The 23231-nt window shown below is 39.5% G+C and carries 20 protein-coding genes, 1 other RNA gene and 3 pseudogenes; 21 read left to right on the top strand and 3 right to left on the bottom strand.

The features are described 5' to 3' along the window. Positions 1-144: 144 nt before the first annotated feature. The 13 genes and pseudogenes from HT678_RS07200 to HT678_RS07135 form a co-directional block, all read left to right on the top strand. Positions 145-402: pseudogene (locus HT678_RS07200) on the top strand (IS30 family transposase); the annotation flags it as partial. Then, positions 403-683, top strand: a pseudogene (locus HT678_RS07195) (transposase). It begins immediately after the preceding pseudogene. A 120-nt stretch (positions 684-803) separates the two neighbouring features. Further along, positions 804-1682: a mevalonate kinase gene (mvk, locus tag HT678_RS07190; protein WP_000163312.1), complete on the top strand. Its 879-nt coding sequence runs from the start codon at positions 804-806 to the stop codon at positions 1680-1682. Then, positions 1664-2617, top strand: a complete 954-nt coding sequence (mvaD, locus tag HT678_RS07185) for a diphosphomevalonate decarboxylase (RefSeq protein ID WP_000373448.1) — start codon at positions 1664-1666, stop codon at positions 2615-2617. Before mvk ends, mvaD begins: the two co-directional genes overlap by 19 nt. Further along, positions 2604-3611, top strand: coding sequence for a phosphomevalonate kinase (locus HT678_RS07180; RefSeq protein WP_000562398.1), 1008 nt, complete (start codon positions 2604-2606; stop codon positions 3609-3611). Before mvaD ends, HT678_RS07180 begins: the two co-directional genes overlap by 14 nt. Then, positions 3595-4605 (top strand): type 2 isopentenyl-diphosphate Delta-isomerase, encoded by a 1011-nt coding sequence (gene fni / locus HT678_RS07175; RefSeq protein WP_000210663.1) that lies wholly within the window; start codon positions 3595-3597, stop codon positions 4603-4605. The genes HT678_RS07180 and fni overlap by 17 nt, the downstream gene beginning before the upstream one ends. A gap of 76 nt (positions 4606-4681) precedes the next feature. Then, positions 4682-5380 carry a cell wall-active antibiotics response protein LiaF gene (gene liaF / locus HT678_RS07170; protein WP_001224643.1) on the top strand — a complete coding sequence of 233 codons (699 nt, stop codon included), beginning with the start codon at positions 4682-4684 and terminating at the stop codon, positions 5378-5380. After that, entirely contained in the window at positions 5377-6372 is a 996-nt protein-coding gene (locus HT678_RS07165) for a sensor histidine kinase (protein ID WP_000743691.1), read from the top strand. The genes liaF and HT678_RS07165 overlap by 4 nt, the downstream gene beginning before the upstream one ends. A 13-nt stretch (positions 6373-6385) precedes the next feature. Next, entirely contained in the window at positions 6386-7018 is a 633-nt protein-coding gene (locus HT678_RS07160; protein ID WP_000698415.1) for a response regulator transcription factor, read from the top strand. Further along, positions 7019-7681, top strand: a pseudogene (locus tag HT678_RS07150) (DNA alkylation repair protein). Positions 7682-8107: 426 nt separating this feature from the next. After that, the gene (locus tag HT678_RS07145; RefSeq protein WP_202795742.1) at positions 8108-9151 is read left to right on the top strand and encodes a serine protease; all 1044 of its coding nucleotides are present in this window, start codon (positions 8108-8110) and stop codon (positions 9149-9151) included. Positions 9152-9168: 17 nt separating this feature from the next. Next, entirely contained in the window at positions 9169-10161 is a 993-nt protein-coding gene (gene cbpJ / locus HT678_RS07140; RefSeq protein ID WP_000771147.1) for a choline-binding protein CbpJ, read from the top strand. Between the two features lie 147 nt (positions 10162-10308). Further along, positions 10309-11657 (top strand): IS3 family transposase gene (locus HT678_RS07135; protein WP_172924767.1). Its coding sequence is split into 2 segments (ribosomal slippage): positions 10309-10750 and positions 10750-11657, totalling 1350 coding nucleotides; the frame shifts between segments, so codons are not numbered across the junction. Positions 11658-11794: 137 nt separating this feature from the next. Here the strand turns inward: HT678_RS07135 and pbp1a are convergent. After that, the gene (gene pbp1a / locus HT678_RS07130) at positions 11795-13990 is read right to left on the bottom strand and encodes a penicillin-binding protein PBP1A (protein WP_001039981.1); all 2196 of its coding nucleotides are present in this window, start codon (positions 13988-13990) and stop codon (positions 11795-11797) included. Further along, a complete protein-coding gene (gene recU, locus HT678_RS07125; RefSeq protein WP_000248778.1) occupies positions 13987-14583 on the bottom strand; it encodes a Holliday junction resolvase RecU in 597 nt (198 codons plus the stop codon). Before recU ends, pbp1a begins: the two co-directional genes overlap by 4 nt. A gap of 413 nt (positions 14584-14996) precedes the next feature. Between recU and HT678_RS07120 the strand changes: the two genes are divergently transcribed. After that, on the top strand, positions 14997-15377 hold the full coding sequence (locus HT678_RS07120; RefSeq protein ID WP_000651738.1) for a hypothetical protein: 381 nt from the start codon (positions 14997-14999) through the stop codon (positions 15375-15377). Positions 15378-16133: 756 nt separating this feature from the next. Here HT678_RS07120 and HT678_RS07115 read toward each other — a convergent pair. Continuing rightward, positions 16134-16718, bottom strand: a complete 585-nt coding sequence (locus HT678_RS07115; protein ID WP_000725526.1) for a VanZ family protein — start codon at positions 16716-16718, stop codon at positions 16134-16136. 67 nt (positions 16719-16785) lie between these two features. Here HT678_RS07115 and HT678_RS07110 point away from each other — a divergent pair, with 67 nt between their 5' ends. From HT678_RS07110 to HT678_RS07080, 7 genes are all read left to right on the top strand, one after another. Then, complete coding sequence (locus HT678_RS07110; RefSeq protein WP_172924765.1) at positions 16786-17313, top strand: DUF1273 domain-containing protein; 528 nt, start codon at positions 16786-16788, stop codon at positions 17311-17313. A gap of 69 nt (positions 17314-17382) precedes the next feature. Next, positions 17383-17724 (top strand): cell division regulator GpsB, encoded by a 342-nt coding sequence (gene gpsB, locus HT678_RS07105; RefSeq protein WP_000146532.1) that lies wholly within the window; start codon positions 17383-17385, stop codon positions 17722-17724. A gap of 20 nt (positions 17725-17744) precedes the next feature. Beyond that, an RNA gene (rnpB, locus tag HT678_RS07100) (RNase P RNA component class B) lies at positions 17745-18125 on the top strand. Positions 18126-18209: 84 nt separating this feature from the next. Continuing rightward, positions 18210-19367, top strand: a complete 1158-nt coding sequence (locus HT678_RS07095) for a class I SAM-dependent RNA methyltransferase (protein ID WP_050208660.1) — start codon at positions 18210-18212, stop codon at positions 19365-19367. A gap of 12 nt (positions 19368-19379) precedes the next feature. After that, positions 19380-20786 carry a cell division site-positioning protein MapZ family protein gene (locus HT678_RS07090; protein ID WP_023938812.1) on the top strand — a complete coding sequence of 469 codons (1407 nt, stop codon included), beginning with the start codon at positions 19380-19382 and terminating at the stop codon, positions 20784-20786. Between the two features lie 75 nt (positions 20787-20861). Next, a complete protein-coding gene (gene gndA, locus HT678_RS07085) occupies positions 20862-22286 on the top strand; it encodes an NADP-dependent phosphogluconate dehydrogenase (RefSeq protein WP_000158778.1) in 1425 nt (474 codons plus the stop codon). A gap of 11 nt (positions 22287-22297) precedes the next feature. Then, complete coding sequence (locus HT678_RS07080; RefSeq protein ID WP_000518020.1) at positions 22298-22987, top strand: response regulator transcription factor; 690 nt, start codon at positions 22298-22300, stop codon at positions 22985-22987. Positions 22988-23231 lie beyond the last annotated feature (244 nt).

The raw sequence follows: 23231 nt of genomic DNA, 5'->3' as shown, positions 1-23231 counted from the left end.
CTTTTGAGCGAAAATAAATAATCTGTAGACGTTTGTGATATTTGGCGTACGATGAATCTCTTAGGAGTTGTTCAATTTTTTGTGTTTCTTCGTTTGTAAGTTTCATAACTACTATTATAAGATGTTTTTTTGATTTTAGTCCAGTATGAGATTGATACGGTTCTGCTTACAAGAGTGAAAAATTATTGTTTACTGGTCTTAACTGATCGAAGGACTAGGCATCAAATTATCCGATTGATTCCAAATAAAAGTGCTGAGGCGGTCAATCAGGCTTTAAAACTCATCTTAAAACAAGACAAGATTCTGTCCATCACGGCAGATAATGGTACAGAATTTAACCGCTTGTCTGATGTATTTTCTGAGGAACATATCTATTATGCGCACCCCTATGCCTCTTGGGAGATTGAACCCTATTTCTCCAAACACCGCACCTATAAATGGCCGAAACGAGTACTTGTTAATGAGACTTTGTACGTCACTAAAACAGGTTGTCAATGGCGCATGCTCCCTCACGACTTTCCTCTTTACTTAACGGTATGGAGTTTCTTTCGTCGTTCTATGACGACAGGTTGGTTCCAGGTCAATGGCAGATGGTACTACGCGCTTATAGCTCAGGTGCCTTGGCAGTGAATACGACTGTAAATGGCTATTCTGTCAACTATAATGGCGAATGGGTTCAATAATGAAAGAAGCGATTGTGAATGGAAACAATCGCTTTTTTTGTGAAAATATAATAAAATAGATAGGAAAGAATTAATACTTGTATGAAAAATAAGACGTTTTTCGTCTAGTAAAAGGAAAAAATGACAAAAAAAGTTGGTGTCGGTCAGGCACATAGTAAGATAATTTTAATAGGGGAACATGCGGTCGTTTACGGTTATCCTGCCATTTCCCTGCCTCTTTTGGAGGTGGAGGTGACCTGTAAGGTAGTTCCTGCAGAGAGTCCTTGGCGCCTTTATGAGGAGGATACCTTGTCCATGGCGGTTTATGCCTCACTGGAGTATTTGGATATCACAGAAGCCTGCATTCGTTGTGAGATTGACTCGGCTATCCCTGAGAAACGGGGGATGGGTTCGTCAGCGGCTATCAGCATAGCGGCCATTCGTGCGGTATTTGACTACTATCAGGCCGATCTGCCTCATGATGTACTAGAAATCTTGGTCAATCGAGCTGAAATGATTGCCCATATGAATCCTAGTGGTTTGGATGCTAAGACCTGTCTCAGTGACCAACCTATTCGCTTTATCAAGAACGTAGGATTTACAGAACTTGAGATGGATTTATCCGCCTATTTGGTGATTGCCGATACGGGTGTTTATGGTCATACTCGTGAAGCCATCCAAGTGGTTCAAAATAAGGGCAAGGATGCCCTACCATTTTTGCATGCCTTGGGAGAATTGACCCAGCAGGCAGAGGATGCGATTTCACAAAAAGATGCTGAAGAACTGGGACAAATCCTCAGTCAAGCGCATTTACATTTAAAAGAAATTGGGGTCAGTAGCCCTGAGGCAGACCATCTGGTTGAAACGGCTCTTAGCCATGGTGCTCTGGGTGCCAAGATGAGCGGTGGTGGGCTAGGAGGCTGTATTATAGCCTTGGCAGATAATTTGACACACGCACAAGAATTAGCAGAAAGATTAGAAGAGAAAGGAGCTGTTCAGACATGGATAGAGAGCCTGTAACAGTACGTTCCTACGCAAATATTGCTATTATCAAATATTGGGGAAAGAAAAAAGAAAAAGAGATAGTGCCTGCTACTAGCAGTATTTCTCTAACTTTGGAAAATATGTATACAGAGACGACCTTGTCGCCTTTACCAGCCAATGTAACAGCTGACGAATTTTACATCAATGCTCAGCTACAAAATGAGGTCGAGCATGCCAAGATGAGTAAGATTATTGACCGTTATCGTCCAGCTGGTGAGGGCTTTGTCCGTATCGATACTCAAAATAATATGCCTACGGCAGCGGGCCTGTCCTCAAGTTCTAGTGGTTTGTCCGCCCTGGTCAAGGCTTGTAATGCTTATTTCCAGCTTGGTTTGTCTCGGAGTCAGTTGGCACAGGAGGCTAAGTTTGCCTCAGGTTCTTCTTCTCGGAGTTTTTATGGACCACTAGGTGCCTGGGACAAGGATAGTGGGGGAATTTACCCTGTAGAGACAAACTTGAAACTAGCTATGATCATGTTGGTGCTAGAGGACAAGAAAAAACCAATCTCTAGCCGTGACGGGATGAAACTTTGTGTGGAGACTTCGACGACTTTTGACGACTGGGTTCGTCAGTCTGAGAAGGACTATCAGGATATGCTGATTTATCTCAAGGAAAATGACTTTGCCAAGATTGGAGAACTAACGGAGAAAAATGCTCTTGCTATGCACGCTACGACAAAAACAGCATCACCAGCCTTTTCTTATCTGACCGATTCATCTTATGAAGCGATGGACTTTGTTCGTCAACTTCGCGAGCAAGGAGAGGCCTGCTACTTTACTATGGATGCCGGTCCTAATGTCAAAGTTCTTTGTCAAGAGAAAGACTTGGAGCATTTATCAAAAATCTTCGGTCAACGTTACCGCTTGATTGTGTCAAAAACAAAGGATTTGAGTCAAGATGATTGCTGTTAAAACTTGTGGAAAGCTCTATTGGGCAGGTGAATATGCTATTTTAGAGCCCGGACAGTTGGCCTTGATAAAGGCCATTCCCATCTATATGAAGGGCGATATTGCTTTTTCTGACAGCTACCGTATTTATTCAGATCTGTTTGATTTCGCAGTAGATTTGGCGCCAAATTCTGACTACAGCTTGATTCAAGAAACGATTGCTTTAGTGGAAGATTTCCTGACTTATCGAGGTCAAACTTTAAGACATTTTTCTCTAGAAATTCGAGGAAAAATGGAACGGGAAGGGAAAAAGTTTGGTCTAGGTTCTAGCGGTAGCGTCGTTGTTTTGGTCATCAAGGCTCTGCTAGCTCTGTATAAGCTTTCGGTTGATCAGGAGCTTTTGTTCAAGCTGGCTAGCGCTGTCTTGCTCAAGCGCGGAGACAATGGGTCTATGGGGGATCTTGCCTGTATTGTGGCAGAGGATTTGGTTCTTTACCAGTCATTTGATCGCCAGCAGGTAGCAGCTTGGTTGAAAGAAGAAAATTTGGCGACTGTTTTAGAGCGTGATTGGGACTTTTCAATTTCACAAGTGAAACCAACTTTAGAATGTGATTTCCTAGTGGGATGGACCAAGGAAGTGGCTGTATCTAGTGATATGGTTCAACAAATCAAGCAAAATATCAATCAGAATTTTTTAAGTTCCTCAAAAGAAACAGTGGCTTCTCTGGTAGAAGCCTTGGAGCAGGGGAAATCCGAAAAAGTTATTGAGCAGGTGGAAACAGCCAGCAATCTCTTAGAAGGCTTGAGCGCAGATATTTATACGCCTTCGCTTAGACAGCTGAAAGAAGCCAGTCAAGATTTGCAAGCCGTTGCCAAAAGCAGTGGCGCTGGTGGTGGTGATTGTGGTATTGCCTTGAGTTTTGATGAGCAATCAACTGAAACCCTAAAAAACCGTTGGGCCGATCTGGGGATTGAGCTCTTATACCAAGAAAGGATAGGACATGACGACAAATCGTAAGGATGAGCACATCCGCTATGCCCTTGAGCAGAAAAGTTCCTATAATAGCTTTGATGAGGTGGAGCTGCTTCATTCTTCCTTGCCTCTTTACAATCTGGATGAAATCGATCTGTCGACAGAGTTTGCTGGTCGAAAGTGGGATTTTCCTTTTTATATCAATGCCATGACAGGTGGGAGTGAAAAAGGTAAAGAAATCAATCAAAAGTTGGCTCAAGTGGCAGAAGCCTGTGGTATTTTATTTGTAACGGGTTCTTATAGCGCAGCACTCAAAGATCCAGCAGATGACTCTTTTTCTGTCAAGTCTAGTCATCCCAATCTCCTCCTTGGAACCAATATTGGATTGGACAAGCCTGTCGAGTTAGGCCTTCAGACTGTAGAAGAGATGCATCCTCTTCTCCTGCAAGTGCATGTCAATGTCATGCAGGAATTGCTTATGCCTGAGGGAGAAAGGAAGTTCAGAAGCTGGCAATCGCATCTGGCAGACTATAGCCAGCAAATTCCTGTTCCTATTGTTCTCAAGGAAGTGGGCTTTGGAATGGATGCCAAGACCATCGAGAGAGCCTATGAACTGGGTGTTCGTACAGTGGATTTATCAGGTCGTGGTGGCACCAGCTTTGCCTATATCGAAAACCGTCGCAGTGGCCAGCGTGATTACCTCAATCAATGGGGACAGTCTACCGTGCAGGCCCTACTCAACGCCCAAGAATGGAAAGACAAGGTCGAACTCTTGGTTAGTGGAGGCGTTCGGAATCCGCTGGATATGATTAAGTGTTTGGTCTTTGGTGCCAAAGCTGTAGGACTGTCACGAACAGTTCTGGAATTGGTTGAAACCTATTCAGTTGAAGAAGTGATTGGTATTGTTCAAGGCTGGAAAGACGATCTGCGTTTGATTATGTGTGCTCTTAATTGTGCCACCATAGCAGATTTGCAAAAAGTAGACTATCTTCTTTATGGAAAATTAAAAGAAGCAAAGGATCAGATGAAAAAGGCGTGACCACCGCCTTTTTTCCATCCTCAGACTGAGGTGACTTTTTTGAAGTGTGATAAAATAGAAAGGAGAGGATCAACCTATGAGAAAATTTAAAATCTTTTTATTTATCGAAGCCTGTCTTTTGACGGGAGCTCTGATTTTGATGGTTTCAGAGCATTTTTCACGTTTTCTGCTGATTTTATTCCTCTTTTTGCTTTTGATTCGCTATTACACTGGTAAAGAGGGCAATAATCTTCTTTTAGTGGTGGCAAGCATTCTCTTCTTTTTCATCGTCATGCTCAATCCTTTTGTGATTCTAGCTATTTTTGTTGCGGTCATCTATAGTCTCTTTCTTCTTTACCCGATGATGAACCAGGAAAAAGAGCAGACAAATTTGGTTTTTGAAGAGGTTGTGACGGTTAAGAAGGAGAAAAATCGTTGGTTTGGCAATCTCCATCATTTTTCAAGTTATCAAACTTGCCAGTTTGATGATATCAATCTCTTTCGTCTCATGGGCAAGGACACCATTCATCTGGAGAGGGTGATTCTAACCAATCATGACAATGTCATTATCCTCAGAAAGATGGTAGGAACGACCAAAATCATTGTACCTGTAGATGTGGAAGTCAGCCTTAGCGTTAACTGTCTCTATGGGGATTTGAATTTTTTCAATCAGCCCAAGCGAGCCCTTCGCAATGAACACTATCATCAAGAAACAAGAGACTATCTCAAGAGTAACAAGAGTGTCAAGATTTTCTTGACTACTATGATTGGGGATGTGGAGGTGGTCAGAGGATGAAAAAACAAGCCTATGTAATCATTGTTCTCACCTCCATCTTATTTGTCTTGTTTTTCTCCCACAGCTTGATGGAAATCCTTGATTTTGACTGGTCTATTTTCTTGCATGATGTCGAAAAAACAGAAAAATTTGTCTTTTTGTTGTTGGTGTTCAGCATGTCCATGACCTGTCTCTTAGCCCTATTTTGGCGAGGTATTGAAGAGCTTTCTCTAAGAAAAATGCAGGCTAATCTCAAGCGTTTATTGGCAGGGCAAGAAGTGGTTCAAGTTGCAGATCCAGATTTGGATGTCAGTTTCAAGTCCTTGTCAGGTAAACTTAACCTTTTGACAGAAGCTCTTCAAAAGGCTGAAAATCACAGCCTTGCTCAGGAAGAGGAAATCATCGAGAAAGAACGGAAGCGAATTGCTCGGGATTTGCACGATACCGTCAGTCAGGAGTTGTTTGCGGCTCACATGATTTTGTCAGGTGTCAGTCAACAGGCTTTGAAATTGGATAGAGAAAAGATGCAGATCCAGTTGCAGAGTGTCACAGCTATTGTAGAAACTGCCCAGAAGGATTTACGGGTCTTGCTCTTGCATTTGCGACCAGTTGAGCTGGAGCAGAAGAGTCTGGTTGAAGGAATTCAAATCCTTTTAAAAGAGCTTGAGGATAAGAGTGATCTCAAGGTTAGTTTCAAGCAAAATGTGACGAAATTGCCTAAAAAAATCGAGGAGCATATCTTCCGTATTCTGCAAGAGTTGATCAGCAATACCCTTCGCCATGCCCAGGCATCTTGTCTGGATGTCTATCTCTATCAGACAGATGTTGAATTGCAGCTGAAGGTGGTGGACAATGGGATTGGTTTCCAGTTAGGGAGTTTAGACGACCTGAGTTATGGACTACGCAATATCAAGGAGCGGGTTGAAGATATGGCAGGGACGGTTCAGTTATTGACAGCTCCCAAGCAAGGACTGGCAGTTGATATTCGTATTCCCCTGCTCGATAAGGAATGATAAAGGAGTAAAGATGAAAATTTTACTGGTAGATGACCATGAAATGGTCCGATTGGGCTTGAAAAGCTACTTTGACCTCCAAGACGATGTAGAAGTTGTGGGCGAGGCTGCAAATGGGTCTCAAGGTATTGACTTGGCATTGGAATTGCGTCCAGATGTTATTGTCATGGATATTGTCATGCCTGAGATGAATGGAATTGACGCGACCTTGGCTATCCTTAAAGAATGGCCTGAAGCCAAGATTTTGATTGTAACTTCGTACTTGGACAATGAAAAAATCATGCCTGTCTTAAATGCTGGTGCTAGGGGCTATATGCTCAAGACTTCTAGTGCCGACGAACTACTCCATGCCGTCCGTAAGGTGGCTGCTGGGGAGCTGGCCATTGAGCAAGAGGTCAGCAAGAAGGTCGAATATCACCGAAATCACATGGAACTTCATGAGGACCTAACTGCGCGTGAGCGAGATGTTCTCCAACTGATTGCCAAGGGTTACGAAAATCAGCGCATCGCTGATGAACTTTTTATCTCTCTTAAGACGGTCAAGACCCATGTGTCCAATATCCTTGCCAAACTTGAGGTCAGCGATCGCACCCAGGCAGCGGTCTATGCCTTTCAGCACCACTTGGTGGGGCATGAGGAGTTTTAGATGAGTTTAGCAGATTTACTTGAGGAGCTAGAAGCAGCAAAAGACTCTAAAAAGCAAGACCCATGGAAGCCCATATGCGCCATCAATTTTCTTTTCTAGGTATTGCGGTGCCTGAAAGAAATAAACTCTATAAAAATATTTTCCAGAAGCGAAAAAACAAAGATTATCGATTGGGATTTTGCAGATACTTGCTGGGAAAAAGAATCTAGAGAATACCAGTATGTGGCTGCTAACTATTTGAAAGCAATGCAGTCTTATTTAAAGGACAGCGATTTGCCTAAGCTAGAGCAGTTGGTTGTTACCAAGTCTTGGTGGGATACGGTGGATATCCTAGATCGAGTAGTAGGGAGTTTGGTGTATGAGAAGCAGGAACTGGAAAAAATAACCCTCCAATGGAGCCTGTCAGACAATATCTGGTTGAGACGCGTCGCTATTGACCACCAGTTATTAAGAAAAGAGAAGACCAATACTCAATTAATGGAAAAGATTCTCCTTCATAACTTGAACCAAACAGAATTTTTTACCAATAAAGCCATTGGCTGGACTCTGCGAGACTACTCCAAAACGAATCCAACTTGGGTAACATGCTTTATTGAGAAAAACAAGGAAAGAATGGCTGAACTTAGTATCAAAGAAGCAAGCAAGTACCTCTATCGTGATTGAAAAGCGCAGTCATTAATTGAAAAGTTTACCTGTTTATGTGATAATGGAGGGTATTTACAGAAGGTGATAGATTTCTTGATTCTATAGTAGATTGAGAAATTTAGAATAGTATGCTATAATCACATTAGGAGGATAAAAATAATGAAGAAAACGTTTTATAAAAAATTGGGTATTTCAATTATTGCGAGTACTTTATTGGCTAGCCAGTTGTCGACAGTATCTGCTTTGACTGTTATTTCTAGTACAGGTGAAGAATATGAGGTGAGTGAAACATTACAGGAAAGTCCAGAAACTAATAATTTTTCACTTCCTGAGATTTCGCCAACATATGGTTCATATTACCAAAATAAATCAGAAGTAATTATCGGTAATGATGATTTGGTTAAAATTGATAATACTCTACAATATCCGTATTCAACTTCAGCTATGGTTTTGTCTGAGTACAATGGTGTAGCCAATGGAACGAATATAGAAGGAAGAGGAAGCGCGAATTTTATTAAAGATAATGTTTTAATTACAGCAGCTCATAACTTCTACAGTCATAAATATGGAAAAGAAGCGGATGCTATTTATGTACTTCCAGCAGCTAGTCCAGATCAGGAACCATTTGGAAAGATCAAGGTTAAGGAAGTTCGTTATTTGAAAGAATTTAGAACTTTAAATTCTAGAGATGCATCGAAATATGACTTGGCTCTATTAATTCTAGAAGAGCCTGTTGGCGCAAAATTGGGAACACTGGGGCTTCCAAATAGTCAGAAAAATTTGGCTGGAACACCAGTGACGATTACAGGATATCCATCATATGATTTTGGAATTCATCAAATGTATACAGATAAAAAACAAGTTTTAAGTGATGATGGTACTTTTTTGAATTATCAAGTTGATACTTTGGGGGGATCAAGTGGATCTGCTGTTTATGATGCTAGTCACCGTGTAGTCGGAGTACATACTTTGGGAGATGAAGCTAACCAAGTTAATAGCGCAGTAAAATTAAATGAACAGAATTTATCATTTATTTATTCAGTACTTAAAGGATATTCTCTTGAAGGATGGAAAAAATTAAGTGGCAGTTGGTACTATTATAAACAACATGATAAACAAACGGGTTGGCAGAAAATAGATGATACTTGGTACTATCTAGATGCTTCTGGTAAGATGCTTACAGATTGGCAAAAAGTAAATGGAAAATGGTATTATTTGGGAACCTCTGGTTCAATGGCAACAGGTTGGAAAAATGTACGAGGCAGATGGTATTACTTAGATAATAAAAATGGTGATATGAAGACTGGTTGGTATAAAGATGGTTCAACATGGTACTATCTAGATCCTACTAATGGAGACATGAAAACAGGTTGGATAAAAGTAGGAGGAAACTGGTATTATCTTAACTCAAGTGGAGCTATGGTAACAGGTAGCCAAACTATCGATGGTAAAGTTTATAATTTTGCTTCATCTGGTGAGTGGATTTAATATTGGAGGACATATAAATGAAACTTTTGAAAAAAACTATGCAAGTTGGACTGACAGCATTTTTCTTTGGTTTGCTAGCTACAAATACTGTTTTTGCGGATACCACAGGTGGCCAATTTGTTGATAAGGATAATAGAAAATATTATGTAAAAGATGCTCATAAAGCAATCTATTGGCATAAAATAGACGGAAAAACTTACTATTTTGGTGATAAAGGAGAAATGGTAGTTGGATGGCAATACTTAGAAATTCCTGGAACAGGTTATCGTGATGATTTATTAGATAACCAACCAGTTAATGAAATCGGCCTTCAACACAAGTGGTACTATTTTGGACAAGATGGGGTACTACAAGAATTTGTTGGCTGGAAAGCATTAGAGATTAAAACAAAAGACAGTGTTGGAAAAGAGTACGGGGAAAAACGTGAAGATTCAGAAGATAAAGAAGAGAAGCGTTATTACACGAACTATTACTTTAATCAGAATCATTCTTTAGAGACAGGTTGGCTTTATGATCAGTCTAACTGGTATTATCTAGCTAAAACAGAAATTAATGGAGAAAACTATATTGGTGGTGAAAGACGTGCAGGTTGGATAAATGATGGTTCAGCTTGGTACTACCTTGATCCAACAACTGCTGCAATGCAAACAGGATGGCAATATCTAGGTAATAACTGGTACTATCTCCGTTCATCAGGTGCTATGGCAACTGGTTGGGTGAAAGATGGTTCAACTTGGTATTATCTAGATGCTCAAAATGGTGATATGAAGACAGGTTGGGCTTATGTTGGTAACAGTTGGTACTACCTTCGTTCATCAGGTGCAATGTCTACTGGTTGGGTGAAAGATGGTTCAACTTGGTACTACCTAAATGCAAGTAATGGAGATATGAAGACAGGCTGGTTCCAAGTCAATGGTAAATGGTACTATGCCTATGGTTCAGGTGCTTTAGCTGTTAATACCACAGTAGGTGGTTACTACTTAAACTATAATGGCGAATGGGTTAAGTAATGAAGGCTAATGGTAAACTGTGATGGATATTTAACTTTGTATAATAGGTGGATAAAAGTCTTTAAAATAGGAAAAAACGCATAATATTAGGTGAACTGCACCCCAAAAGTTAGACAGAAAAAATCTAACTTTTGGGGTATTTTTATTATGAAATTAACTTATGATGATAAAGTTCAGATCTATGAACTTAGAAAACAAGGATATAGCTTAGAGAAGCTTTCAAATAAATTTGGGATAAACAATTCTAATATTAGGTACATGATTAAATTGATTGATCGTTACGGAATAGAGTTCGTCAAAAAAGGAAAAAATCGTTACTATTCTCCTGATTTAAAGCAAGAAATGATTAATAAAGTCATACATGAAGGCTGGACTAAAGATAGAGTTTCTCTTGAATACGGCCTCCCAAGTCGTACGATACTTCTTAATTGGCTAGCACAATACAAGAAAAACGGGTATACTATTGTTGAGAAAACAAGAGGGAGAGTACCTAAAATGGGACGTAAGCCAAAAAAGAGACCTGAAGAGAGGACAGAATTAGAACGTCTTCAAGCAGAAAATGAGTACCTGAGAGCGGAGAATGCCATCCTAAAAAAGTTAAGAGAACTCCGATTGAAGGAGGAAAAAGAGAAAGAAGAAAGACAGAAATTGTTCAAGAATCAATGACTGAGTTTTCGTTAGATCTTCTTTTAAAAGCCATTAAACTAGCTCGTTCGACCTACTACTATCACTTGAAACAGCTAGATAAACCAGATAAGGACCAAGAGCTTAAAGCTGAAATTCAATCCATCTTTATCGAACACAAGGGAAATTATGGTTATCGTCGGATTTATTTAGAACTAAGAAATCGTGGTTATCTAGTAAATCATAAAAGAGTTCAAGGCTTGATGAAAGTACTCAATTTACAAGCTAAAATGCGACAGAAACGAAAATATTCTTCTCATAAAGGAGACGTTGGTAAGAAAGCAGAGAATCTCATTCAAGGCCAATTTGAAGGCTCTAAAACAATGGAAAAGTGCTACACAGATGTGACAGAATTTGCCATTCCAGCAAGTACTCAAAAGCTTTACTTATCACCAGTTTTAGATGGCTTTAATAGTGAAATTATCGCCTATAATCTTTCAACTTCACCCAACTTAGAACAAGTACAAACAATGTTGGAACAGGCATTCAAAGAGAAGCACTACGAGAATACGATTCTCCATAGTGACCAAGGCTGGCAATATCAACACGATTCTTATCATCGGTTCCTAGAGAGTAAGGGAATTCAAGCATCCATGTCACGCAAGGGCAACAGCCCAGACAACGGTATGATGGAGTCCTTCTTTGGGATTCTGAAATCGGAAATGTTTTACGGTTATGAGAAGTCGTTTCAGTCGCTTAAGCAATTGGAACAAGCTATTGTAGACTATATTGATTACTACAACAATAAACGAATTAAGGTAAAATTAAAAGGACTTAGTCCTGTGCAGTACAGAACTAAATCCTTTGGATAAATTAATTGTCTAACTTTTGGGGTCAGTACAGAAAAGCCTTGGTCGTATGCGTTTTATTATGGGAAAATGTACTTGACCTCTGTATTTCATTTTGAAAATGACAAAATCCTGAGTTTAGAGTTCTCAGGATTTTTCGTTTACTGTTGTGGTTGTTGTTGAGGGGTCTGTGGAGCTGGAGTTTGATTGGCTCCGGGTGTATTTGGCGCTTGGTTTTGACCATTGGTACTAGCATCAGGACTTGTGGCTGGTGCTTGATTTTGACTATTATTACTAGCATCAGGACTTGTAGTTGGTGCTAGGCTAGTAGAGCCTTCTGTACTTGTTGAGGAGTTTTCGGTTGAAGATGATTGGGATGTTGTTTCAGTCCAAGTCGGTCTTGCTCCATTTTGGAAAACAAACTGCCCATTTCGATAGATACCATCTGGTATATTCCAATCCTCTGGATTGCTTCCTTCAGACAGGTAGGTCATCATAGAGCGGTAAACTTTGGCAGCGACCGTAAGGCCATTGCCTACAAGTGGTGTCAGACGGTTAGAATAGCCTGTCCATACAGCCATTGAATATTTACGCGTATAGCCAGCAAATAGTTCATCAGGTGCTACAAACTGAGAGGTCTTGATGTGGTTTTCAATTTCCTCGTCTGTATAGTTAGAGGTTCCTGTTTTACCAGCCTGAGGGAGCCAAGCAAGATAGGCATTTCGTCCAGTTCCATAAGTCAAGACTGTTTTCATCATGTCGGTCATCATATAGGCTGTCGTTTCCTTCATGGCACGAGTTCCGACATTAGAGAGCTCTTTTTCACTCCCATCACTAAAGACGACTTTATGGATATACATTGGCTTATAGTAAGTTCCACCATTTGCAAAGGCAGCGTAAGCAGCAGCCATCTTTTCACTACTTGCTCCATATTTTTTGTCTGATTCGGTTGTGTTACTTGAAATGGCATTTGAGTAGTGAAGACTTGGGTAGTCGATTCCGAGACCATTTAGGAAAGTCTTGGCGCGGTTGAGTCCGACCTTGTTTAGCGTTTCCACGGCTGGGACGTTTCGCGATTGTTGCAGGGCGTATTGCAAGGTGATGTTGCCAAAGTAGCCCCTATCCCAGTTATAGACAGGGGTATCTGTCCCAGGATAGTTATAGGGCTCATCGTGAACGATAGTAGCAGTTGAATCGTAGACACCGTACTCCAAGGCAGGAGCATAGTCTGTGATCGGTTTCATAGTTGATCCCCAGTCGCGGTTTGTTTCCACTGCTTGGTTAATTCCGAAGGAAACATTACTTGACTGATGTCGTGCTCCTAGCTGGGCAATGACTTTACCGTTAGAAACATCGACAATGGTAGAAGCGACTTGCAATTCATCGTCTGGATAGGCAACGTATTCGTCTGTATTGTAAATATCCCACAGATGTTTTTGAGCTTCTTGGTCTACATTTGTGTAGACATCCATCCCAGTTGTGAGCAGGTTATAGCCTGTTTCTTCTTCAACTTGATTGATGACTTCCTTGAGGTAATTATCCATGTAAGCAGGGTAATTACTTGCTGATTTGAGACTTTGTAGTCCATCAGTAATTGGTGTGTTGACTGCTTTCTCATACTGTTCAGCAGAGATGTAGCCTTGATTTTTCATTTCAGATAAGACCAAGTTTCGGCGGTTTTGGGCTGCTTCTGGATGTGAATAGGGGTCATATTGGTTTGGTGCCTGAGGCATTCCAGCCAGCAAGGCTAACTGAGGTAAACTTAAATTATTGAGGTCTTTACCATAGTAGTTTTGAGCGGCTGTCTGCATTCCATAGTTGCCATTAGACATGTAGACCTTATTTATATAGTAGGTCAAGATTTCTTGCTTGGTTGCTTTTTGTTCTAACTGAATCGCTAACCAAGCTTCCTGAGCCTTACGAGAAATAGTCTGGTCGGAAGTCGAGGTTGAAAAGTAAGTCAACTTAATCAACTGTTGGGTGAGAGTTGATCCACCTTGGAGGGAATTGCTTTGCAGATTGCGCAAGAAAGCTCCCAGGATACGGATGGTATCAATCCCCCTGTGGTCGAAGAAGCGATGGTCTTCGATAGAAACGATTGCCTTAACCAAATCTGTGGGAATATCATTAGCTTGGGCATTGACGCGGCGTTCAGAACCCAAGTCGGCAATGAGTTGATTTTTATTGTCGTAGATTTTACTAGAAGTTGTTGCAACTAGTTTACTCTCGGATAGGGTAGGAGCCTTGCTAACGTAGTAGAAAAAAACTCCTCCGCCTAAGACGATGGTTGCGATAACCAAGCTTAAGAAGCTAATGCCCAGATACTTGATTAGGCGCAGAATCGTTGGTTTGTTCATCTTGTTTTACCACCTAATAAATATTCTTTGATAACATTGAGATAAGGAATTTGAGGGAAGGCACTAGCCTTGATTTCATATCCATATTCTCGAATATATCCAAGTGGCATTGATTTTTGTCCCTTATCTTGATGATAGAAGCGAATCAAATCGAATGCCGGCAATAAGTAGGTTTCTTGCTGAGAAGAAAAGTGAAGAAGGACAAAGCAGATTCCTTGTTGGGCAAGGACTTGTTCCATATGCTGAATCTGATGTGGATGAAAATTTTTCATCGGAATCGCACGTTTTTGTTTTGTTTCCTTGGCTTCAAAGTCGATGTAATATCCATTATAAACGCCAGAATAGTCCGTCGTTGAAGCTTGTCGAAAATAGGCTTCAACAATCTTGGCACGACTTCGTTGTGGATAGTCCACTCGTACGATTTGAATAGGGGTTGGTTTCTTGTGTATAACAGCCAAGCCCTGAGACAAATAGTAGTCGTTGGTAGCATTGATCATCTTTTCAAAAGACATTCCTCGATTTGCGAAATTTTTGGGTTGAGAAAGAGATGTTTGTCTTTTTTGTGATGAAAGTTTATGTGGATAGTTGACCATAATTCTCCTTATTGGTGCAATAATATCACTTTATTATACCATAAATTTGCACAGAAAGGGTTAAAAATGACTATAGCTTTTATCACAAGATATTTTTTCGCTTCATTCATATTCAGTTGGATCCTTTTCATATGACTATTCTACCAAATGGGATATTTTCATGTTCGATTTACTAAAGACATTATCACATTCGAATCACAACGTAGTATAAAAAATATAAATATCATTTGATTTAATTTTATAAATGTTATATAATGATGTCGAAAGCGCTTTACAAACAAGATATAATATATAGGCTTGATTTTAGCTTTATTGTTTTATTGATTCGGAACATTCTTCTAGTAATTAACTACAGACTGATTAAACTTGGGATTGAAATTATCTCCATACTTATATATTTTGAAGGAATCTCTATGAAAGACATTATTCGGATACTATCTATTGGCTTTTTATGGATTCTGTTGATAGCAAATGTAGTGCATGCAGCAACTGCGATTACTTATAATGGACAGGGAATAAGAGGTCAATATTCAATACAAACTTGGTACACTAACCGTAGAAGAACCTATACTGTTAATCATAACCAACCTCCTAGACCTGGGAGTGGGAACGTAGGGTTTAGAGTTTCTGTTGTGAGTCGTTCATGGATTGGTGGTAAAATATATGCATCATCTGTTTATTATGGAAAAATTAGTGGAACAATTAGTGTTGATCTAAATTCAGGTACTTATGGATTATATTTCAATACTGAGGATAGAGGTTTATATAATATTTCAGGTAGTGTGACTTATTAATTGAGTATTTATTTGGATAAGTCTTTTATTAACTATTTTATAATTTTTTAGTTTAATACTCTTCCTTACTAATCATATCAATTGGTTTTTATAGTAAAATGAAACTAGAATAGTACAACATAATTTCTAAAGCATTGTTAGAAATTAATTTGAATGCCTCAAATGATTTATCCTCATCTTATTTCAATTTACTATAGTTTCTTTGTGAGTTTTGATGTAGAAAAGTATTTTGTGATGGATTATAAAGATTGAATAGATATAAGTTATTTTAAAACATACTTTTAAAGAGAATTTGGTAATAATAAGTGAATTATTATCAATTAAAAATAAGTTTGGTAAAAAAACTTTACAATCAGAAAAACCGAATATTATCACGATTTTAAAATCTTTGATCATATACGGTTTATTATTGAAATATTTGTTTTCTCTTAAAATTGATGCTTTTATAAAATTAAAAAGCAATATAGGTAGTAGATATTTTCATAGATTTGTTACTGATTTTGTCAGTATTATCTACAACCTCAAAAAAGGATACTATTCAAACTGTGCTTAGTTCTTTTGTTTTCTGTTTACTATGAGTTTTCACCTGGCCTTCTTTAAAATCAAAGTTTACATGTTTTGTTGACAGTTTGCGTAATAAACATCGGAGTTTAAATACATACTTTAAACAAATGCCTATCATTAGTACATATTATAAAAAATGATGCTCTTTCTGATTTTAAAGGAATGTAAATAGAATATCTAAGATTTGTAGTTTTATTTTATGTAATGAATTATCTTTTTTCCTAATCTGCTATCATGGATATTGCTTCCAATTATAAAACCTATTGTGTTTGTAAATATATCTCCTATATCAAAGAATCCGAGATGAAATACATATTGTGAGGTTTCTATTATTGTTATGAAAAAGATAAAACGCATGACTGTTTTAAAATTAAATTTAAATAATCCTCCTATTGGGATAAAAATTACAATATTTAAAAGAGGAATTGTTGAATCAATTAAAAGTGAATCTTTGATAAACTCAACGAGATTAAAGTTAACTCCCTGAATACCTAAATTTTTAAAAAGTAGCGAATAAACAAGAATTAAACAGTAAAGAAAATAAGATATTCTTATCAATCTAGTATCAAGTCTGTGCGTATAGCTAGATCTTAGGAAAGTGAATAAAAACAATGTTAGAATTAGAATGATGAATAGAGGTCTCCAGAAATCAGAGCCACCGGTAGGAAAACTAAAGATAGAGATGAATTGGAAGTAAAGGTATTCCATAAAAAACCATCTACAAATTAGGAAGGAAATAGCTAAATTTAAAAAATCAAGTATATATATTTTTTTCATTTTATAATCTCCTAAATTTCATTTATATACCATATTATATCATAAATTTGCACAGAAAGGGTTAAAAATGGCTACAGCTTTGGTTTTAGGCTATTCTGCTTTTGATTTAGGTTTATTTTCTGACAAGGATCCTCGTCTTAAATTGATAAAAAAAGCAATACGTAAAGATTTAGAGGCTATGGCAGCAGATGGGGTATCTTGGCTTGTGTTTACAGGAAGTTTGGGTTTTGAATATTGGGTTTTAGAGGTTGCTCAGGAAATGAAAACCGAATACGGTTTCCAGTTGGCGACCATTTTTGCTTTTGAAACCCATGGGGAAAATTGGAATGAAGGCAATCAGATGAAACTGAGTCGTTTTAAGCAGGTAGACTTTGTCAAATATGCCTATCCTCGCTATGAACACAAGGGGCAGTTAAGAGATTACCAGCAGTTTTTGCTGGTAAACACGACTAGTTCCTATCTTTTTTATGATGAAGAAAATGAAACGAAACTAGCTTATTTTTACCAAAAGATGAAAAATCAAGAGGACTATTTTATAAAGAGATTAACATTTGATCAATTAAATGAACTTGCTGAAAATTTTTCCGAAAATTGAAGCTTTGACCTTGATTTTTGTTTGCCTTTTTTTATATAATAATACTAGCAATCGAGAATGGAGAGAGACATGGCAAGTATTATTTTTTCAGCAAAAGATATTTTTGAACAAGAGTTTGGGCGTGAAGTCCGTGGCTATAGTAAGGTAGAAGTTGATGAGTTTTTAGACGATGTCATCAAGGACTATGAAACCTATGCTGCCTTGGTCAAGTCACTTCGTCAGGAGATTGCGGATTTGAAGGAAGAATTAACTCGTAAACCGCAAGTGAGCTCGGCTCCAAGTCCTAGTCACCCAGATCCAATTGATGTGGCTGCTTCATCTTCTATGACGAATTTTGATATTTTGAAACGCTTGAATCGTCTTGAAAAAGAAGTATTCGGTAAACAAATTTTAGACAATACTGATTTGTAATTCAGGTCTTGTTACATGCAATTTTTGGATAATCGCGTGAGGAGAATTGCTTCTCATGAGGAAAGTCCATGCTAGCACAGGCTGTGATGCCTGTAGTGTTTGTGCTAGGCGAAACCATAAGCCTAGGGACGAGAAATCGTTACGGCAGTTGAAATGGCTAAGTCTTTTGATAGGTCAGAGTAGGCTTGAAAGTGCCACAGTGACGGAGTCTTTCTGGAAACGGAGAGAGTGGAACGCGGTAAACCCCTCAAGCTAGCAACCCAAATTTTGGTCGGGGCATGGAGTACACGGAAACGAACGTAGTATTCTGACTGCTATCAGCTGGAGCTGTTAGTGGTAGACAGATGATTATCGAAGGAAGTGGTCCTAGTCACTTCTGGAACAAAACATGGCTTATAGAAAATTGCATATAGGTTGGGGCTGAGAAATTTTCTCAACCTCATTTTTTAAAGTGGACATATAGAAAGGTCTTGTAAGACTGTAACATGAAAAAAGAATTTAATTTAATTGCAACTGTGGCAGCAGGTCTTGAAGCTGTTGTAGGACGAGAAGTGCGAGAGTTGGGCTACGATTGTCAGGTTGAAAATGGTCGTGTTCGTTTTCAAGGAGACGTGAGAGCTATTATCGAAACCAACCTCTGGCTTCGGGCAGCAGATCGTATCAAAATCATCGTAGGAACGTTCCCAGCTAAGACTTTTGAAGAGCTGTTTCAGGGAGTTTTCGCCCTAGATTGGGAAAATTATTTACCACTTGGAGCTCGGTTCCCGATTTCAAAAGCCAAATGTGTTAAATCTAAACTTCACAATGAGCCCAGTGTTCAGGCTATTTCTAAGAAAGCTGTTGTCAAGAAATTGCAGAAACACTATGCTCGCCCAGAAAGTATTCCACTGATGGAGAATGGCCCAGAGTTTAAGATTGAGGTCTCTATTCTCAAAGATGTGGCAACTGTCATGATTGATACGACCGGGTCTAGTCTCTTTAAACGTGGCTATCGTACCGAAAAAGGGGGAGCCCCTATCAAGGAAAACATGGCGGCAGCTATTTTACAACTCTCTAACTGGTATCCAGACAAGCCTTTGATTGATCCGACCTGTGGTTCGGGGACTTTCTGTATTGAGGCAGTTATGATTGCTCGAAAGATGGCACCAGGACTTCGTCGCTCTTTTGCCTTTGAGGAATGGAACTGGATTAGTGATCGCTTGATTCAAGAAGTGCGTACAGAAGCGGCTAAAAAAGTAGACCGTGAGCTGGAACTGGATATTATGGGCTGTGATATTGATGCTCGCATGGTGGAAATTGCTAAGGCCAATGCCCAGGCAGCTGGTGTTGCAGGAGATGTTACCTTTAAGCAGATGCGCGTGCAGGATTTACGTTCCGATAAAATCAATGGTGTGATTATTTCCAATCCGCCTTACGGGGAGCGTTTATCAGATGATGCAGGAGTTACCAAGCTCTATACTGAGATGGGGCAAGTATTTGCACCACTGAAAACTTGGAGCAAATTTATCCTGACTAGTGATGAAGCTTTTGAAAGTAAGTATGGTAGCCAAGCAGATAAGAAGCGTAAGTTATACAACGGAACCTTGAAAGTGGATCTGTATCAATATTTTGGTCAGCGTGTCAAACGGCAAGAGGTAAAATAGAAAGGGATACTCATGAGTAAAAAAAGACGAAATCGTCATAAAAAAGAAGGCCAAGAACCGCAATTTGATTTTGATGAAGCAAAAGAGCTAACAGTTGGTCAAGCTATTCGTAAAAATGAAGAAGTGGAAGCAGGAGTCTTGCCTGAGGATTCCATTTTGGACAAGTATGTTAAGCAACACAGAGATGAAATTGAGGCGGATAAGTTTGCGACTCGCCAATACAAAAAAGAGGAGTTAGTTGAAACTCAGAGTCTGGATGATTTAATTCAAGAGATGCGTGAGGCTGTAGAAGAGTCAGAAGCTTCTTCGGAGGAAGTTCCATCTTCTGAAGACATCTTACCACCCTTGCCTCTGGACGATGAGGAGCAAGGCTTGGATCCTCTATTGCTAGAGGATGAAAATCCAACAGAAATGACTGAAGAAGTGGAAGAGGAGCAAAACCTTTCTCGTCTGGAACAAGAAGACTCAGAAAAGAAAAGCAAAAAAGGCTTTGTTTTGACCGCTTTGGCGCTTGTATCAGTAATTATCTGTGTCAGTGCTTATTATGTCTATCGTCAAGTGAATCGCTCGACCAAGGAAATTCAGACTTCTCAATCAACCACAAACACGCAGGCAGAAGTGGAAGAATTTAATAATTTATATGATGCTTTCTACACAGATAGTAATAAAACGGCTTTGAAAAATAGCCAGTTTGATAAACTGACTCAACTCAAAACCTTGCTTGATAAACTGGAAGGTAGTCGTGAACATACGCTAGCCAAATCTAAGTATGATAGTCTAGCAACGCAAATCAAGGCCATTCAAGATGTCAATGCTCAATTTGAGAAACCAGCTATTGTGGATGGTGTCTTGGATACCAATGCCAAAGCCAAATCGGATGCTAAATTTACGGATATTAAAACTGGAAATACGGAGCTTGATAAAGTGCTAGATAAGGCTATCAGCCTTGGTAAGAGCCAGCAAACAAGTACTTCTAGCTCAAGTTCAAGTGAAACTAGTAGCTCAAGCACTAGTCAAACAAGCTCAAATACGACTAGTGAGACAAGCCCAAGTAGTTCAAATGCTGCCTCAAATGAGACTAGAAGTTCTCGTAGCAAAGTCAATATGGGCGTATCAAGTGCGGGTGTTGCTGTTCAAAGAAGTGCCAGTCGTGTTGCCTATAACCAGTCTGCTATTGATGATAGTAACAACTCTGCCTGGGATTTTGCGGATGGTGTCTTGGAACAAATTCTAGCGACTTCACGATCACGTGGCTATATCACTGGAGACCAATATATCCTTGAACGTGTCAATATCGTTAACGGCAATGGTTATTACAACCTCTACAAGCCAGATGGAACCTATCTCTTTACCCTTAACTGTAAGACAGGCTACTTTGTCGGAAATGGCGCTGGTCATGCAGATGACTTGGACTACTAAGCAGTCGTTACAAAATTCTTTCTTTTCAAAAGTAAAAATGATAAAATAAAATAAATGAAACAAGAGGAGTGTCAAATGACAAAAGCTAACTTTGGTGTCGTAGGTATGGCCGTAATGGGTCGTAACCTTGCCCTTAATATTGAATCTCGTGGTTACACAGTTGCTATTTACAACCGTAGTAAAGAAAAAACGGAAGATGTGATTGCTTGCCATCCTGAAAAGAACTTTGTACCAAGCTATGACGTTGAAAGTTTTGTAAACTCAATCGAAAAACCTCGCCGTATCATGCTGATGGTTCAAGCTGGACCTGGTACAGATGCTACTATCCAAGCCCTTCTTCCACACCTTGACAAAGGTGATATCTTGATTGACGGCGGAAACACTTTCTACAAAGACACCATTCGTCGTAATGAAGAATTGGCAAACTCAGGTATCAACTTTATCGGTACTGGGGTTTCTGGTGGTGAAAAAGGTGCCCTTGAAGGGCCGTCTATCATGCCTGGTGGACAAAAAGAAGCCTACGAATTGGTTGCAGATGTTCTTGAAGAAATTTCAGCTAAAGCACCAGAAGATGGCAAACCATGTGTGACTTACATCGGTCCTGATGGAGCTGGTCACTATGTGAAAATGGTTCACAACGGTATCGAGTATGGGGATATGCAATTGATCGCAGAAAGCTATGACTTGATGCAACACTTGCTTGGCCTTTCTGCAGAAGACATGGCTGAAATCTTTACTGAGTGGAACAAGGGTGAATTGGACAGCTACTTGATCGAAATCACAGCTGATATCTTGAGCCGTAAAGACGATGAAGGTCAAGACGGACCAATCGTAGACTACATCCTTGATGCCGCGGGTAACAAGGGAACTGGTAAATGGACTAGCCAATCATCACTTGACCTTGGTGTGCCATTGTCGCTAATTACTGAGTCAGTATTTGCTCGCTACATTTCAACTTACAAAGAAGAACGCGTGCATGCTAGCAAGGTTCTTCCAAAACCAGCTGCCTTCAAATTTGAAGGAGATAAGGCTGAATTGATTGAAAAAATCCGTCAAGCCCTTTACTTCTCAAAAATCATCTCATACGCACAAGGTTTTGCTCAATTACGTGTAGCTTCTAAAGAAAATAACTGGAACTTGCCATTTGCAGACATCGCATCTATCTGGCGTGATGGCTGTATCATCCGTTCTCGTTTCTTGCAAAAGATTACAGATGCTTACAACCGTGATGCAGACCTTGCCAACCTTCTTTTGGATGAGTACTTCTTGGATGTTACTGCTAAGTACCAACAAGCAGTGCGTGATATCGTAGCTCTTGCAGTTCAAGCTGGTGTGCCAGTACCAACCTTCTCAGCAGCTATTACTTACTTTGATAGCTACCGTTCAGCTGATCTTCCAGCTAACTTGATCCAAGCGCAACGTGATTACTTTGGTGCCCACACTTACCAACGTAAAGACAAAGAAGGAACCTTCCACTACTCTTGGTATGACGAAAAATAAGTAGGTCTGCCATGGGGAAACGGATTTTATTACTTGAGAAAGAACGAAATCTAGCTCATTTTTTAAGTTTGGAACTCCAAAAAGAGCAATACCGAGTTGATCAGGTTGAGGAGGGGCAAAAAGCCTTCTCCATGGCTCTTCAGACAGACTATGACTTGATTTTATTGAATGCTCATCTGGGGGATATGACAGCCCAGGATTTTGCAGATAAGCTGAGTCGAACTAAGCCAGCCTCAGTCATCATGATTTTAGATCATTGGGAAGACTTGCAAGAAGAGCTGGAAGTTGTTCAGCGTTTTGCAGTTTCATACATCTATAAGCCAGTCCTTATCGAAAATCTGGTAGCGCGTATTTCGGCGATCTTCCGAGGTCGGGACTTCATTGATCAACACTGCAGTCTGATGAAAGTTCCAAGGACCTACCGCAATCTTAGGATAGATGTTGAACATCACACGGTTTATCGTGGTGAAGAGATGATTGCTCTGACTCGCCGTGAGTATGACCTTTTGGCGACACTTATGGGAAGCAAGAAAGTTCTGACTCGTGAGCAGTTGTTGGAAAGTGTCTGGAAGTATGAAAGTGGGACCGAGACAAATATCGTAGATGTCTATATCCGTTATCTACGTAGCAAGCTTGATGTAAAAGGTCAAAAAAGCTACATTAAAACCGTGCGTGGTGTTGGTTACACCATGCAAGAATAGAAAAGCAGTTGCAGTTGTGTAACTGCTTTTTTCAAATGGAGAAAGGGATGTCTTTCCGTTTTTTTCTTTGTATAGTGGATTGAAACTAGAATGGTACACCACAACTGCTAAAACTTTTCTAGAAATTAATTTAACTTTCCTAATCGATTTGTTCACATCTTATTTCAATTTACTATATTGACAGGGACGAACAGATGTGTTACAATTTTTTTAGGAGGATAAAATAATGAAGAAAACATTTTAT

This window comes from Streptococcus sp. 3167, from assembly GCF_013277175.1.
In the GTDB taxonomy this organism is placed as follows: Bacteria; Bacillota; Bacilli; order Lactobacillales; family Streptococcaceae; genus Streptococcus; species Streptococcus pseudopneumoniae.
Note: the sequence above shows the minus strand (reverse complement) of the source record. Positions and strands in the feature narration are given on the sequence as shown.